General features: G+C 55.4%; 12 protein-coding genes and 1 pseudogene. 2 read left to right on the forward strand and 11 right to left on the reverse strand.

From position 1 onward, the window contains the following. Positions 1 to 5: 5 nt before the first annotated feature. Positions 6 to 1,403 (forward strand): M20/M25/M40 family metallo-hydrolase, encoded by a 1,398-nt coding sequence (locus tag ACFWXH_RS04510; RefSeq protein WP_379117887.1) that lies wholly within the window; start codon positions 6 to 8, stop codon positions 1,401 to 1,403. A gap of 319 nt (positions 1,404 to 1,722) precedes the next feature. Here the strand turns inward: ACFWXH_RS04510 and ACFWXH_RS04515 are convergent, their stop codons facing one another. The 10 genes and pseudogenes from ACFWXH_RS04515 to ACFWXH_RS04560 form a co-directional block, all read right to left on the reverse strand. Further along, on the reverse strand, positions 1,723 to 3,552 hold the full coding sequence (locus tag ACFWXH_RS04515; RefSeq protein ID WP_379117889.1) for a TniQ family protein: 1,830 nt from the start codon (positions 3,550 to 3,552) through the stop codon (positions 1,723 to 1,725). Next, the gene (locus ACFWXH_RS04520) at positions 3,549 to 4,622 is read right to left on the reverse strand and encodes a TniB family NTP-binding protein (RefSeq protein WP_379117891.1); all 1,074 of its coding nucleotides are present in this window, start codon (positions 4,620 to 4,622) and stop codon (positions 3,549 to 3,551) included. The genes ACFWXH_RS04515 and ACFWXH_RS04520 overlap by 4 nt, the downstream gene beginning before the upstream one ends. Positions 4,623 to 4,632: 10 nt before the next feature. Next, positions 4,633 to 6,870: a Mu transposase C-terminal domain-containing protein gene (locus ACFWXH_RS04525; RefSeq protein ID WP_379117893.1), complete on the reverse strand. Its 2,238-nt coding sequence runs from the start codon at positions 6,868 to 6,870 to the stop codon at positions 4,633 to 4,635. A gap of 11 nt (positions 6,871 to 6,881) precedes the next feature. Continuing rightward, complete coding sequence (locus tag ACFWXH_RS04530; RefSeq protein WP_379117895.1) at positions 6,882 to 7,484, reverse strand: TnsA endonuclease N-terminal domain-containing protein; 603 nt, start codon at positions 7,482 to 7,484, stop codon at positions 6,882 to 6,884. An 83-nt stretch (positions 7,485 to 7,567) separates the two neighbouring features. Next, positions 7,568 to 7,729: a hypothetical protein gene (locus ACFWXH_RS04535; protein WP_379117897.1), complete on the reverse strand. Its 162-nt coding sequence runs from the start codon at positions 7,727 to 7,729 to the stop codon at positions 7,568 to 7,570. Positions 7,730 to 9,040: 1,311 nt separating this feature from the next. Next, positions 9,041 to 9,382, reverse strand: coding sequence for a hypothetical protein (locus tag ACFWXH_RS04540; protein ID WP_379117899.1), 342 nt, complete (start codon positions 9,380 to 9,382; stop codon positions 9,041 to 9,043). Between the two features lie 154 nt (positions 9,383 to 9,536). Continuing rightward, positions 9,537 to 11,459 (reverse strand): AAA family ATPase, encoded by a 1,923-nt coding sequence (locus tag ACFWXH_RS04545; protein ID WP_379117901.1) that lies wholly within the window; start codon positions 11,457 to 11,459, stop codon positions 9,537 to 9,539. A 50-nt stretch (positions 11,460 to 11,509) separates the two neighbouring features. Beyond that, complete coding sequence (locus ACFWXH_RS04550) at positions 11,510 to 12,127, reverse strand: hypothetical protein (RefSeq protein WP_379117903.1); 618 nt, start codon at positions 12,125 to 12,127, stop codon at positions 11,510 to 11,512. 271 nt (positions 12,128 to 12,398) lie between these two features. After that, positions 12,399 to 13,766: an SH3 domain-containing protein gene (locus tag ACFWXH_RS04555; RefSeq protein ID WP_379118964.1), complete on the reverse strand. Its 1,368-nt coding sequence runs from the start codon at positions 13,764 to 13,766 to the stop codon at positions 12,399 to 12,401. Positions 13,767 to 13,874: 108 nt separating this feature from the next. After that, a pseudogene (locus ACFWXH_RS04560) lies at positions 13,875 to 14,093 on the reverse strand (DUF4236 domain-containing protein); the annotation flags it as partial. 104 nt (positions 14,094 to 14,197) lie between these two features. Between ACFWXH_RS04560 and ACFWXH_RS04565 the strand changes: the two are divergent. Next, complete coding sequence (locus ACFWXH_RS04565; protein WP_379117905.1) at positions 14,198 to 14,431, forward strand: hypothetical protein; 234 nt, start codon at positions 14,198 to 14,200, stop codon at positions 14,429 to 14,431. Between the two features lie 40 nt (positions 14,432 to 14,471). On the opposite strand, the gene ACFWXH_RS04570 is transcribed toward ACFWXH_RS04565, so the two are convergent. Then, positions 14,472 to 15,071, reverse strand: coding sequence for a PIN domain-containing protein (locus ACFWXH_RS04570; RefSeq protein ID WP_379117907.1), 600 nt, complete (start codon positions 15,069 to 15,071; stop codon positions 14,472 to 14,474). Positions 15,072 to 15,133: the final 62 nt, after the last annotated feature.

Here is a 15,133-nt window from a genome sequence, read left to right on the forward strand (position 1 = left end):
CCACAATGAAAAGCATCGACGCGGTCCTCGATCAGGTGGACGCCAACCTCTCTGCCTCTGTCGACAAATTCGTGCGGTTCCTTGCCTTCCCGTCCGTCTCCAGCCAGCCGGACGGCAAGGACGGAATTGAAGCATGCGCAGAGTGGCTCAGGTTCGAGTTGGAGGGCCTGGGCCTCGAGGCGCGGATTGTCAGGACAAGCGGCCATCCGGTGGTCATGGGGACGTCGCGGCCGGCAAGCGGGAGCCTTAGGGTCCTGCTCTACGGTCACTACGATGTGCAGCCGGCGGAGCCGCTCGATGCCTGGACAACACCGCCTTTCGAGCCGGAGTTCACGGACGAGGATGGCTTGAAGCGAATCTATGCGCGCGGCGCGTCAGACAGCAAAAGCCAGGTCTGGTCTGTCATCGAAGCCCTTCGTGCGTGGAAGGAGACGGAGGGCGCGATACCGGTCGATGTGACCGTCCTGTTGGAGGGAGAGGAGGAGACCGGTTCGCCGAGCCTTCCCGCCTTTGTCGACGCATATCGCGACGAACTTGCATGTGACGTGGCCTATATCAGTGACAGCGACATGTGGTCCCCGACCAGGCCCGCCATAACGACGCGCCTCAAGGGACTGCTGCACGAAAAGATCACCATCGTTGCGCCGAACAGCGACCTCCATTCCGGCCAGTTCGGCAACGTGGCAGTCAATCCCTTGCGTGTTCTCGCCAAGGTTCTCGCCTCCATCCATGACGATCAGGGCCGGGTGACCATCGATGGCTTCTACGATGGCGTCAGCCCTTTGCCGACGACATTGCGAGAGCAATGGGGAGCCCTTGATCTCGGCGAGGCCCTTGCCGGCGTTTCAGTCGCAGGTGGTCCCGACGAGGGTGGACATGGCACAGTCGAGTTGATGTGGGGGCGTCCGGGTATAGACTTCAATGGCATTGTGGCCGGCAATACGGGCCCTGGGGAACGGTCCGTTCTCCCGTCATCTGCTTCGGCGCGCCTGTCGTTTCGCCTCGTCGGTGAGCAAAGGCCGGAACACATCCGAACGATCTTCAGGAAATTCGTCGAGAACCGCCTGCCACCCGGTTGCAGCGTCGAGTTCGAGGGAATCGGCGGCAACGCGGCCGTGTCCGTGAACGAGGCCAGTCCCTACCTGATGGCCACCGCGCGGGCGCTTGACGCCGAATGGACGGAGCGGACCCTGATCAAGGGGACCGGCGGGACCGTTCCGCTGGTCGGACTGCTCACCGATCGTCTTGGCGTCGATTGCATCGTCACCGGCTTCATCCTGGCCGACGACGCCATTCATGCTCCCAACGAGCGCTACGACGTGGAGCGCCTCCGCAAAGGGATACGCAGCTGGGCGCGCATCCTGTCGGAACTGAGGGACGAGAAACCATCGCCGTTACGGTGACCGGATCGGCGGCCGGCCGATATGTTGGCGTCGTTTCTGACATCGCACTTTCCTTCAGCGGCCGAGCCAAATTGTCCGTAGTCAAACACAAACGGCCCGATCTTGCGACCGGGCCGTTTTCTAACATTATTGTCACGAGTAATCTTATTTGTCCCAAAAATCGTATAACTAGTTGATTTTATTGAAATGATTGAGAATCTAAGAAAACGAGTTGTCGGCAAAGCGTAGATCGGTTTGGCCAGGATTATTGATTTCAGACAACGCAACAAAAAGCCCCCGGTTTTTAACCGAGGGCCGAACGTTGTGCGGTAGGGAGGAACTAATTTGGTGGCAATTCGGAGCGACGGAAAAATCGAGCCCGGACCTTTTCCGGATTGAACGCGGGCTTTACTCCGAAGGTACTCAACCACCTTGTGGTTCGTGTGAAATGTTCGCCACGTTCTTTTGCCAGGTTGGTCAAGGATACGAATTCCAACATGAACGCGTTGAGATCGTCCGGCATAACGACAGTTTGTGGGCACCGGTTAGTTGGATTCGCCACTGTACTGGCTCGGAGATAGCCACATTCGATCAGATTGGTCAGCACGTAGGTCGTGGTGCTGAGCTTTTTCATCACGAGCTGCAACGAGAGCCCTCCATGATCGGCAAGCCTGGTCTTCTCTTTGCATTCATCTAGGTCTACCCGAACAGCCATAAAGCCTCGTTCGGTTGGATCCCAAGCAACGCGCTTCAGCTTCGCGTTCAGAAGAAGGTCAAGAATCTCTATCGCTTTGCAGTTCGCCCGCCGGGTGGCGATTGGGATCGAAACCATTGTCGCCGAAATGTCCATCTGATAGGTGACGGCATCTCTCAATCTTTTCAGAAAATGATCGAGTTCGGACTTCGCGAATTGGACGTAGAAGCCAGCGTCCTGGGCCCCTGAACAGTGTCCTTTCACGTATCCATTTTCGACGAGGATCGCAAACTGGATTCGGGGTGCATTCACGTAATCCTGGGCATCCTTGGCTGGAATCGTTTCACGGGTCGTTTTGATAAAGTCGGCGATCGTATCTGCGGGCAGCAGGATCCGATTGTCGCTGGCATCTGCCGATTTAACTGTAGCTAGTCCAGCGTCGAGAACGAGTTTCCGAAGTCGTCTAGGATGAAGCTTGTATTCGACCGAAGCCGATTGGACTGAATGCCAGCGACGATGAGTGATCGGTCCGAACATATCATCACCCGGGCCGAGCGGCAGATTGTTGATGGCGTGATCGCGGATCAGGGCACGTACAGGATCGTAGACGGCGTCAGCTGTCTCATACGCAAGCCATTGATAAATCCGTCCATAGGTAGCGTTCCCTTTCATGGCGCAACGTCTTTTAAAGAAGTTGCAATGAAGCGATGACAGGAACTCGCGAATTTCGTCCTCTCCGCGTGAGGTGACAGCAAAACCTGCTTCGGCATTCGCCCACCATTGCCCGTCGGTATACGTCTTGGATGCGAAATTAATACCGTGGTTAGCCGTCGCGCCGATCATCTCCGTGATACGCAAGGCTGCATAGAGCGGCAATCCATCCAACCAGGAATACTCTGTTTCGATCCCGGCCAAGCGATCGCTGACGTAGCGCTCAAACTGCGAAAATGGCCGTTCAACACTGCGTTCCGACAACTCACGCAAATTAGGTTCTTCGTTGCGCAGCATAGCTGAAAAGTCATGGTACAAACCCGCTGATGACTGATCGGATTCAACCAGTGAGCTTTGATGCTTCTCGCAAGTGCGGATGAACGATACGAGCCAGTTCCTCCGTCCATATCTTCGGGCTTCCGGTCGCCCTTCGTTGCGGGCGTAGTCTTCCTCAATGCAATGAGGACAGAACCGCAAACGATTCCGAACCAGAGACTGGTTGGTGAGAACCTGACTATTGATATCGTGGCCCTCAGCAGTTTTCTTGATCACACCTGGAGCCAAGACTGCTTCATCAAGCTCAACGAGAGCGGACAGTTGCGAAATCTCTCGGTCCGAGCCATCCACAATCTTCTGGAAGCTAAAGCCCATGTGTCTGGAGAATTCGCGGGCGGTCGCGATACCGTTGACTGCAGCAAGACACGAACAAAAGCTGGTAACCGATTGGTCGGCGTGGAATGGGACGGTCAGGGAGAGCGTACTCATGGACGCTCTCCATATCTGAATGCAGACTTCCTAGGCGGTCGTGCTTTCAACGTTGTTGGCTGAGATCCGCGCATGATTGCCGTAGCTGGGTCCAGGAGCTCCCAATCGGCTTTGGTAAAGATGTTTTCGCTAGCGACGCATCCAGAAAATGCCTGATATGCCTTAGCAAAGTCGCCGAGTTTTAGGCGCTTACGCCCGTTCCCTTCTACGAAGACCATTTCCACCGCCGCGCGGATCGTTTGAATAATCGATCCGAAGCTGCCGTTGCAGGAATGAACGAGGCGACGCACGAAATCGGAATCGACGAAATCATCGAGATCAAGCTGCGCGTGCGTCTTCGTGATGGTTTCAACGATCGTCTTAACTAACTCCAGATCCCGGGTGGCTTCAATGCTTGCTAAAGTGATGGGCATTGATCTGGAACGGATTTGCTTATCATCTAAAACTGTCCGCTCGAGCGGAGAAACGCCGGAAAGAATGAGGCGCACTGGCCATTCCGGCATCTGCACAAGATCCTTAAATGAATCGGAGACCTTCTGGACGACAGATAGGTCATTGTTCATCACGGCATGCTGGGCTTCATCGATGTGTACGAAAATCACTTTGCGTAGCCGCAATTGGTGGCGAAACAGGTCCCAGGCTTTGGTTTCCTTGATTTCCGACGCGATAGGATACCCAAGCGTTTGTAGGCCCCTAATCGCGATCATCTTCGGCGTGCAGGGAGAGGGCGCGTTAAATTGAATCAGAGGTTTGGTGAGGATACCGTGACCGTCGAGATATGGCTGGAATTCGGTCCTTCTTTTGCAATTGTGCTCGATCATCGTGGTCTTACCCGCTCCGGATTCACCGATAACGACAACAATGCGACGTTTCTCTCGCGAGTCCTGCTCGGCAACACTTTTGACAAGTTTATCCAGCCGATCGTTCAGGATGGCGTCACGCGCTGTTTCCACGTACTTTCTGTTGATTTCAGCCATGACGCTGGCACGCGTCAGTGATTGCGCAGACATGGAAGTGCGGATGCGATTGATCGCCTCCAGCAGGTTTTCGTTTGTGTGGTTGGTTTCCATCAGTACTCCTTCAGTTGTTGAACTTGAGATTCGCTACGTCGCCGAATCCTTCATCGATGTCAGGCAGGTCATCGCCTGTGTCCTCGACGGGATTCTTTGCCTCCAGAGACGTGGTTTCCTTCGTCCCGGAGTGTGCGTTCGAAGCTAATGAAGATCCTGTTCCCGCGAGTTCGGTGAACTCATCGGAGGGCATCCATGTGCCGAGGGCATCGAAATCGACTTCGTCGCCCACTTCTTCCAGATTGATGTCGAGGTGGCGGGTAAGTCGCTTTTCGACTCTTCGGAAATGTTCATCCGTGAGGACAGGTGATGCGAGTTCCGCTTCCGCCTGAGCAATTTCCGCTTGATCGCCCAACCAGCGGACAGCGCTTAAGACAGTCCGTTCTGACAGCTTTGCATTGGCGTTGTGAATCGAGCGCAATTTTTCGGCGGCAGCCATCCATTTCCAAACACTGACTCCCTCCAGCCCAGTCCAACGCGCTGGGACATCAAGCCAATTTCCACCCTGCCAGACTGAGATCCTGGAGAGGTCAAAACGGTCGACGCGAATGAGTACGCTCCGGTTGTGCACCTTGCGCCGGAGTTGTTGGAGTTCCGGGGACTGGTAGAAGATCCCAAGAAGCCGGACACCTTCGGCCGTGATGGTCCGTTCAACATTCGTCCCGAAGATGTTTCGGCGCAGAAATCCGGTTGGCTCCGGAGCAACACCATATTTCCCAGAAAGTCGAAGCCACGCATTCCTAGGGGTCTCCCCGCCAAGGCCGCTATGGGGCGTGTTGTGGTAAACGTCGACGATGAGCCGGACGAGCACCTTGTTGAGGGTGTCCATGCAAAGCGATGCATTGGCCTCTGCGTCATAGTCGCCCTTCTTGGCAATCGAACCGAACGTTCGGCCGGAGAAAAAGGCCATTCCCATAGAGTCGAGAGTTTGGAAGAAACGTTCGATATTTCCGCGCAGATAGGCTTCGCCAGAGGGCGGCAATAAAGGAGCGCTGCTCAGATCGTTGACTGTGACCTGAAACGCATTCGAAGCGTAGGCCGCACCGGAGTCGGTGACGACAGTCTCGGGCGTGCCTTTCATGTCCCAAGGAGTTTCGCAACCGGCAGCCGCTGCAATTCTCGACTTGTCGGTAACAGCCATTTCCAGCGCAACAATCGAAGATTCGCTCGAGGGTTCCTTGGCGGTCAATCGAAAACCCAGAATACATTTACTGGCGACATCCATCACAGCTGAGAGCCATAGGCGGCTACGTTCGACTGCAGCCTTTTCTTCGGTTGAAAGCGTCGACCAAATCCTGGCTTGGGCCAACAGTGCTTGAAGGTTTACCCGCCATTCGTCCGCTTCTACGCGTTCAAGCGGGTACACCGCCTCGACACCTTGGGTGACGATGGCAAATTTCGCCCGGGCTGCCTTCTCACCTTCGCGGCCGGCACAGACATAGAATGCGGGCAGGCTGTTGATCCTGTTTTGGAACGTCTTGAGCGTGGGCGCGCGCAATTGCGGCTGTCCATGCTTGACCCGCTCTTCATTGCGTGTCGCAATCTGCTCTCTCAGCCTGTTATAGACGGCCACCATCGATGGCTGGGTCCTGCTCGCATATTGCAAGGCGAATTGCTGCTGCAGTTCCCATTCTTCCGGCGTGAAATGATCCCGCCTACGAACCTTGCCGTACTTGTCCTTGAGGGCCACTGGATTGTATCCGGCATTTTCGTAGAGTTTCAGCCAGCGTCTGAAATTACGAGGCGAGGGAAGAGCAATAGATGGGGAGCTGACGGTCCAGCGCTTCTTGCGATCAAAGCCCAGTTCTCGATCCGCAATGATATCGTTTCGGATGCGCATAAGCCCCGCCGCCATGCTTTTATCCGAGCGGCGGAGTGTTGGGTCTTCGGCCTCAAGTTTGATCCAGCGACGGCAAAACTCCTGCTTCACCAGAACTTTGATTTGCTGGACTTCTGGAAGTTGGGAGACGAGCCCACTGCCTCCGTTCCGGGCCGCAGCATCGCTCGGTGCGAAGAAATTCCGCTGGACGACCATGGGTTTGCGTTCGTCGCTCAAGAGTTCATCGACTTGAGCATCGGTGAACCCTTCAGCAATATTGGAGCCGTCCATTCGACGGAAAACGTGGCCGTTTCCGTCAGTGGCGACGAACGAATAGTCAACAGAGCCAATCATGATCTTGTCTAATGACCCGAACCGATATCGGGTCACGACCTTTCGTCTCTCAAGATCACTAACAGTTCTCAACATCACGCTCCCCTTCAGTCTCTCGGCACGATCAGCATGGACGTGTCCGTGATGCGCTTTCCCTCGTCGAGCGCCCTAAGTGCGCCCTCGTAGATCAGGCACCACATTGCGTTGTAACCGTAGGCAGGCGCGGTGAATCCGGAGATAATGTCGGCCACTGTGACCGCCCCCCGGAATTCCGCCGCAAACTGCCTAAGCTGATCGCAATGCCCATCATTTCTCATTCGCAACGCACGTAGGATGCGCATTGCGTTCCACGCCCGGTCAGGCGTGATCACTCGCTCCGTCAGGACCAGCGCTTCATCCGCGAAAGCGTGCAAACTGTGCTTGCGGATGCGTTCCACGACATCACGGATGCCGCTTTTGATGACTTGCCCGGATGGCTTAACAGCGATGGCCCACCTCACGTCGTTCGCAAACGTCACGCGAAAATCGAACGTGTGCTGACGAGTCTTGCCTTCCGCATCGATGTAACTGAGCGATTCCGGCTGATCCTCGAGACGGCGAACATCACGGCGTGCCCTGAGGATCGCCGCCAAGTTGCGCTCAAGAATGCTCTCGAACACGATTTCCCGATTTGAGACCGGATCGACAATCGAGCCCCGGAACGAGCGCATGGTTCGTTTCGGCGGACGGCGTGATGCAGTCGATCGGGTTGGCGGTTCCCATGCGAGAGGACCAGATTTGTCCCCTACCGAATTCAGATCGCCGTTATGTCACAACCCCCGCCTTCGGCATTCACCACACGCCCCGTGAAGATACGGGTCGGAACAAGGAATGTGGTTGCCGCGGGAACAGCATAGTTGCGGTCGATACCGGTATCGGAATCGCGGAGAAATTGCAGGATATGTCTTGCGTTCATGTAAACCCCTTCATCAATTTTGATCTGTTTGAAGGGGACAACCGGAGCCGATGCCAAGCATCGGTGGACTCGTACCGATGCCTGTCAGACGGCTGCGCGGATGTCCCGCTCGGATATCGATACAAGCTTCGTCATTTCGGTCCTTTCCTGCCGACGCAGGTGCATCGGGGAGGCGGCTTATGTCAGGAGAGGGCGGGCGGATCAAGATCTTTAATTCGTAGCTTACTAAGATGGTTAATTCAGCGGGCTTGGCCATTGCGCCGGCCGTCCTGACACGTGAACATCGTAAGAAACGCGAGAGAACAATAATGTCGGATGTGGGCTCCGTGCGTGACGACCTGACTTCTATGCAGCCGTCGTTTACGAATTTCGATTTCGAAGAGATGTTGGAGACCATCTCAACGTTGCGCGAAATCGGAATTGTAAGCTCTGTGAACCACTACGTAGTGCGGGCGCAGGAGCAGTTGTCCAGTATAGGAAACTGTGATCTTGCGCGCGTACTTAAAGAACACCAAACTTGGCTAACTTGGGCTGTAGAATATGAAAGGCAGAATGGCCTCGGAAGCCTCATCAACCGCGACCACCCAGTCTATGCAAAAGCTTTGAAGATGGAAAAGGAAGCTGAAAAAACTTTGGCTAAGGTGTGCGGGGACTTTCTAGTCCGATATCCGTGTGTGCTATAGGTTTTTCTGATGAACCTGTGCGTGCGAGACGACCGGTCCCTGGATTACTAGCCACTAAGACAGATTGGCCGTTCAATTCGAAATGAAGGATGGCCCGATCGTTTAGATCTTGTATCGTTTCCAATTCGGCAAGTTTTTCATTGTCGGCTTCTGCCGCACTGAGAGCCTCATTTTCGGTCGTGAAGAGTCCTCTCAAAATTCCGCGTCGCGATCTTGCAATCCAGTAAACCCGACCATCCACGACTAACGGGCCCGCATATGGGCCAGGAACACGATAATCAATGAACGTCGACATGAAACTTCCTTCTGTTGTTCGGAGGTCACGAAAGGGTTTTGATAGCAGTCGCAATGTCATCGAGAATTGGGAGACATCTTCTTTCGATAGTGACTGACTCAAAACCAACGGGATTTGAACAATAGCAAATCGCCAAATCTGCTTTCCAACAAATGGCTGTCACGCTGAATCAGCACGCCTTACACACCCAAATCCTACTAGCCTAATTTGCGGTTAGGAAAGCGTAATGCCTTGTCGAAAATCGACGCTATGCAACGGTATCAGGTTGCGCTTTGCTATCGATACCGTTGCAATGCAATAGATCTCTTACGTTTGCCATTCACGAGGCAGGACTTACTGAGCCAAGTCCGAAGAACCGCCCTCGGGCTGACCAAGTTTGTAGAACCGAGTGACAGTCCGCGCGTATCCGAGGGTCGGTGCAAATGCCATCATCTCGGTCGTGACGCCGAGATCGCCTTCTTCGATTCCCGGATGGCCGAAAAACAGTCCGGTCAGACAAGGCACTGGTCTCACAACGATTTTCCAGCCTTCGATGCATGGTGCGCTCGAAAGCATGGATTTGTCAGGATGATTGCCTTTGGAAATCCGTTCGAGATCATTGGCAAGCCGACGTAGGCGATCGACTTCAAAGTTGCAGTCGTGAAGGGGAATGTCGTGTCTGGATACTGTGATCATAAAAAGCTCCATCCAGCACCGCGTGGATGCCGCGGCGCAGTGATATGTTGAGGCGAATTGTTCGGGTGTCGAATGCGCGGATCAGCGTATGAGAGGTCCGAACAGCGAAAGGCGACCGATTGCGGGCGGGAGGATATCTCGCATGGGAATCCCCCTAGGCGGTCGTCGTTTCTTGAGGGGCAGACAATGCCAATCCGCTCAAGACCTCCTGGACCTCGCTTCCAGAAAGCTTCCGCCTTCGCAGTAGCTCCCTCGCGATGTTGTCGAGCGCCCGTTGATGGTTGGAGATGATGCCTTTGGCGCGGTAGAATTGTTCTCGTAATACGGCGTCTACACGGCGGCGGAGTTCAGAGTTCAGATGAAGCAACGACAGCGTGTCTTGGTCTGCTCCCGAGAGATACGCCAGGCTTTCACCCAGGCCGAGTGAAGCTTCCATTTGCAAGGCTCTGGCCGTTGCTTGATGGATGTCGCTACCCAGTGTTCCGCCACCCCCTGCCGACCGCTCGCCCAAGACCAACTCCTCTGCCGCCATGCCGCCGAGGTTCAATGCGATCCGATCAAGAAAGTATGATTTCGTCCGTTCCGGAATGCTGACACTTTTGAAGGAAACGCCCCCTGCGTTTTGAAGCGTTTCCCGGTCGACCTCCGTCATGTCGGTGATGGACACCTCCCTAATCTGATCGACCGCGAGCACGTGACTGACAATTACGTGTCCGGCCTCATGAACAGCGATCCGCCAACGCATGGGTTCGGGTAAGGGGACCCGTTGTGGGAGACAGTCCGTCAGGTCCGCTGCTGCCACTGGACGTCGGGCGCGGCGTGCACGCCTGCGCGCGTCCCTTACGAGCTGTTCAAGCTTTGCCCCTGTCCATCCAGCGCTTCGTTCAGCCACTTCAACGAGATCAGAGTCCTCAAAAGCGCCATTCAGATGATGCTTCAGGATGCCAATGCGGCTTTCCCGGTCTGGTGGCAGCATGCGGATGTGGCGGTCGAGCCTCCCAGGCCTTGTAAGTGCGGGATCGAGATCTTCAGGAAGGTTGGTCGCTCCCACAACTACGACGCCGTCACGCCCGCCAGCGCCATCAAGACATTCCAGTAGTCCGTTGACCACTTCGGTGGCGTAATGCGCGGAGGTTCCGGTAAACTTCGCTCGGTTGCCCACGGCGTCAATTTCGTCAATGAACAGGATGGAAGGCGCGCTTCGCTTGGCCTTGTCGAAAGCTGTCCGCATTGCTTTCAGAAGATCGCCCAAGTGGCCCATGGCCTGCCACTGCGCCAGAGATTCTGCGAAAAAAGGGACACTGCATGTTCGGGCTAAGGCTTGAGCGAACATGGTCTTGCCGCATCCCGGGGGGCCACTGACCAAAACGCCGCGATCAACGTCGTTCCATGAAATTCTGTCGTGTCGCCAGTCTGCCAAGTCTCGGGCGAGTTCTTTTCCCCAGATGGCCGCTTCACCGAGACCGGAAAGATCATCAAGCGTCGGACCGGAAGGTGGATTTTTTTTGGGACGCTCGGTGCTCGTCATGAGCTCGATGGCTTTGGTTGGGCTTCTCCCTTTCCGCCATCCAGCGGCGATGACACTAAGCGGAAACGTGGTAATGCGTGCCGCTTGTTCATCCGAAATCTGCTGCTTGAAGAGAAAGCGGGCCGTGGCCCGAACATGCCTCATGCTGGGCGGTTCGAGCTCGATGATCGCATCCGCCATGTGCTCGATGCCTACCGGCAAGGAATCTCGAGACGCTGCAAGAACAACGACCTTTTCGTATTGGGCGGCCGCTCCCAGCAGATCAAACTGCCGCTTGCTCTTGCTCGGTTGGACTTGGACGGTTTCGATGCGGATATCATCGAGCGTCATCGAAGGATCCGGATCGGGGCTCCGGTGGCGGACCTTCATAACTGCTTCAGAGTAGAATTCGATGTCCTGAGGTTCTGGAACAACCACGCCTAGAATGAAGGGACCGTTGTTCCAGAACGCATAGTGATACCTCACTCCACGCATCATGGAGCAATAGGCTAGGAAATCCACAGGCTGGATGGCACGCCTCGGCGTGCGCCGGGTGACGAAAGTTTTCATGGAAATACCTCTGGTCCGTAAGGTTCGGACTTGGTCTCGGGAGGAATTAGTCAGCCGGCGACGCGTCTGACGGTGGTGTCTGGACCGATGATCGCATCGAGGTCGACCTCAACGAAACGGTGCAGAAGGAGCGAAGAAAGCCCGGCTATAGGTGGCGTCTCGCGGAAGGCGCTCATGGCTTCGGCGACCGTCATCGACCCGTGTTCATCCAACCCGGCGAGCAGACGGATTCTGTCACCGAGGGGACAGCGCCAATGCGCATATCGCAGAAGATCCTGCGAGTTCTGGAGACGAATGGTGTATTCTGGCGCAGCAGGCGATACGGCGAGATACGGGTGCCCCGATGCCAGGGCCTGCACGCTGATCCATTCGGGTACAACGTCGCCGGGTGTTTCAAGTGCGTCCATAAGCACTTTGCAATCGGCACGCTCAACGAGAAAATCGGGCACGTGAGTTTGGTCGCCGTCGTTGAGTGCGAATGGCATGCATCGCCAAGAAGTTACTTCATGATCCACATCCAGCAGGCATGCAAGGTCACGGGCTGATTGGCTCCGGAAAACGGGGATGCCGTCGCAGCGAACGGTACCAGACGGATAATAGACCTGTCGAACCGCATCGACTTGAGACAACACGAGGGTAGTTTGGTTTTGGGTGGAGACGAGGGACACTGAACACTCCCGCACGCATAGCTGACACTGAACGCCCTTGGGTAGGCGTCGGCAAAGAGGTCAGCGTATGAGGTGCGCGAAGGTTCTAGTCATGATCGGAACGAATAGGGAACATCGGCAACGATGTCAACTCGAAACAAGGATCTTTGTGGAAATTGTCCCCTATGCACAAAAGATGCGTGAAATGGAGTTGGTGGACGGCGGAATGCCAGCCATTTTAGCGCGAGGCTGCGAAGCTGTTTGGAACGAAGCCAAATCTCAGAATGGCGGTTCAACGTTCGGCGATCGTGGAATTCGCCATCCATCCAGTCGTATTCTCGTCCACCTTGACGCGACACCATACCCCCTTGGATTCCAAAACCGCGACATTGACGCCTTTCGGTACGACGGTGATCACGGCGAATTTGGTCCCAGGTCCTTCACGTAGATTCACCATGGTCTTCGTGTAGCGGATAGCGGGTTCTCCGACCTCTCTCTTAGCGACTGGCTCGGTTTGAGCCGGATCGGTTGCAGCTACCGCCGTTACTTGGTGCGCGGGAGCGGGGTCGATTTCTTCGGTGGGGGCAGCACGGTTCTCTGCTGCGGATGCAGTGTCGGATCTCTCCACGCTTAAAGGCGGTGGCAATCCTGTGTCCGCCTCTTTTCTGCCAGATCCAAAGACGACGGCAAGCACAGGAATGCCCACAAGGACGCCAAGAACTGTCAATAGCGCCACTTTGAGGGGGCTGCGCTTCCTCTCCGTCGTGGTGATGGGAACAACGTCAACGGCATTGTTCGCAGGTTCCAATGGCAACGCAACCGTACGTTCCCGCGGCAGCGCTGCCAGCTTCCGGCAACCGTCTACAAAAGCGGCCACCAATCCGGTCCTGGAAAACTCCACGAGCTCGTTCACGCCGCTGTTGCTTGTGAGGTGCATCGTCTCATACAGGCAGATCGGAATTTGTCTGTTGTCCCTGAAGCGTCGGTCCGGCCCGCCGTTCTTGTTGGGATGTTTCCAAGTATGGTCCACGATCTGAGCGTCGCGTGGTACACGTTCGGTCTCGATGAACCTAGAATTCTGCCACCGCACATTTAGGTCGATGTAGTTCACCGCTCCTACGCGGCTGCCGTCCTGCATGAGCACAATGTCGGGCATAAAGAACATTACCTGCCTGCCCACATGCAGGGCAGGAGGGGTCACATTGCTCTTGATTATCGCCGGGAGATTATAAGCAAGGGTGGTCCCCTTTCTGTTTACGAGGTGCGAAGCTCCCGCATTACGTTTCCATGCCGTTAGGCTCTGGACTGCACCTCCAGCTTCGATATGCCACTTGGCGGCACATCCAACGAGACCGTCGAATCCCTCGACGAGGCGGGCATAAGCTGTCTCTGCATCCCCTTCGAGGTCGTAATACAGCACCGTTGTCCTGCGATAGGAGTCCAGCCAACTACCGATCGCCCCCGCTGGGAGCGCTGCGACGCAGAGAAATAACCCAGGTCCGCCTGTCGCGAGGCCCGCAATCACGCCAACTACGAGTGCAATCCAGAAAAATGCCGCAGACATGCGCGTCTGTCTGGCTTTGGAGTTTATTTCGTCGAGCAGCTCCGAAAACGACGCGTCGCGCATATGCATGACGTCGCCGGATTCGATCTCGGTCATCGTGACATCATCGTTGTCGAACGTTGTTCGCGGAATTGGTGATTGTTGCAGTGAAGCTGCCGACTGCCGACTTCGCCCCGCATTGCCAAGTGTCGCTCGATAGTAAAGGCCTCCATGCCCCGCATGGATGTAGTGTCCACGAGGGCCAGTCCCTATTCGCAGGCCTTTCACACCAACGGAAACCCCGACTCCAGATTTTGAAAAATTGAATCGGAACGGGCCCGCCGAGACCGACTTCTTAAGATATAGTGGCAAACGCGCCCCCCGGCACCACGCCCTTTTCTTACTCCCTGAGCACCTGCGTCTCTTTTGGCGACAAGGATGCACTGGAATATTGGATAGGATGCTAGGGTAAGCAAGTGTATTCGTGCGCTGTGCCTGATGGTTACTGAAACATAATCACCTTCACCGGTGCGCTACGCCTGAAAGGCATGAATTCCGCCTTCGTCTACGACGGAGCAATGATTGAAAATCTGGTCCTGGCGCTGGTTCCAGCACTGGTAGCAGGCGACATCGTCGTGGTGGAAATCTTGCCTTTGCACGGCCTCGCAGTTGCCTGTCTGCTTCCTGCTGTCGTGGATGGAAAGGACGTCAAGTTTCAGGCGATGCGTGGACCTGCCGAAACGGCGAGAATGAGGTCGTTTCCGGCCGCTAGCCTTACATGACCCTTGAAACTCAGGAAGCTTCCCCAGTGGTAGGAACCTCCTATGCGAAAACCAGCGAGGTCTTGCGAGACGTCAAGGTCATAAATGCTTCAATAGGGCCTGCGTTCTTGGAGCCGGCCCCGCCACATTTATCCGGTCGTCCTGCAAGTTCTTGCTCCCTGTGGGGCACGATTATCCAGGAGGACGTGACAGGATTGAACAGTCCGGGAAGCGGAAAATGACGGTCGATCCTGACAAAATCGCGAACGTTTATGGTTACAACCACTGCACCGCAAGCGATTGCGGTTGCGGCGATGAGAAGATCTTGGCCCGGAGCCTGCTTCTTGCTGTCTTTTCGCGGCATCCAAAGGTCCGATAGTGACGGCACGGAGGTCATAGCAGCGTATAGGCGTGCTGTCCGTGCGTCGGCATCTACGTAGTGAATATCTGTTTCCAGCAATTCATCGAGCCACTGAGACAATTCTGACGCACGGCACGAATCTCGCTGTGCCAGGGATTCAATGCCGCGTTGAACTTCGAAAACGGCGCTGAACGAAATGGCTAAGCTTCTTGCAGGAGCTGCCGCAAGCCAAGACAGCACTTGAGGATTCGGCTTCTGCCTTTGGAATTCACTGACAATATTGGTGTCAAGAATGTACATGTTCGGGGTGGGCTCCGTCCCCCCGAGCCTCTATAATGGGCGGTAAACGAGAATGACCGGCA

The sequence above is a fragment of the Mesorhizobium sp. NPDC059054 genome, from assembly GCF_042739215.1.
GTDB lineage: Bacteria > Pseudomonadota > Alphaproteobacteria > Rhizobiales > Rhizobiaceae > Mesorhizobium.

What these genes read in the sequence shown, in the direction of transcription:
- ACFWXH_RS04565 (WP_379117905.1), top strand. Translation starts at nt 14,198, where the DNA reads ATGAATTCCGCCTTCGTCTACGACGGAGCAATGATTGAAAATCTGGTC.
- ACFWXH_RS04515 (WP_379117889.1), bottom strand. Translation starts at nt 3,552, where the DNA reads ATGAGTACGCTCTCCCTGACCGTCCCATTCCACGCCGACCAATCGGTT.
- ACFWXH_RS04520 (WP_379117891.1), bottom strand. Translation starts at nt 4,622, where the DNA reads ATGGAAACCAACCACACAAACGAAAACCTGCTGGAGGCGATCAATCGC.
- ACFWXH_RS04510 (WP_379117887.1), top strand. Translation starts at nt 6, where the DNA reads ATGAAAAGCATCGACGCGGTCCTCGATCAGGTGGACGCCAACCTCTCT.
- ACFWXH_RS04525 (WP_379117893.1), bottom strand. Translation starts at nt 6,870, where the DNA reads ATGTTGAGAACTGTTAGTGATCTTGAGAGACGAAAGGTCGTGACCCGA.
- ACFWXH_RS04545 (WP_379117901.1), bottom strand. Translation starts at nt 11,459, where the DNA reads ATGAAAACTTTCGTCACCCGGCGCACGCCGAGGCGTGCCATCCAGCCT.
- ACFWXH_RS04555 (WP_379118964.1), bottom strand. Translation starts at nt 13,766, where the DNA reads ATGACCGAGATCGAATCCGGCGACGTCATGCATATGCGCGACGCGTCG.
- ACFWXH_RS04540 (WP_379117899.1), bottom strand. Translation starts at nt 9,382, where the DNA reads ATGATCACAGTATCCAGACACGACATTCCCCTTCACGACTGCAACTTT.
- ACFWXH_RS04530 (WP_379117895.1), bottom strand. Translation starts at nt 7,484, where the DNA reads ATGCGCTCGTTCCGGGGCTCGATTGTCGATCCGGTCTCAAATCGGGAA.
- ACFWXH_RS04535 (WP_379117897.1), bottom strand. Translation starts at nt 7,729, where the DNA reads ATGAACGCAAGACATATCCTGCAATTTCTCCGCGATTCCGATACCGGT.
- ACFWXH_RS04570 (WP_379117907.1), bottom strand. Translation starts at nt 15,071, where the DNA reads ATGTACATTCTTGACACCAATATTGTCAGTGAATTCCAAAGGCAGAAG.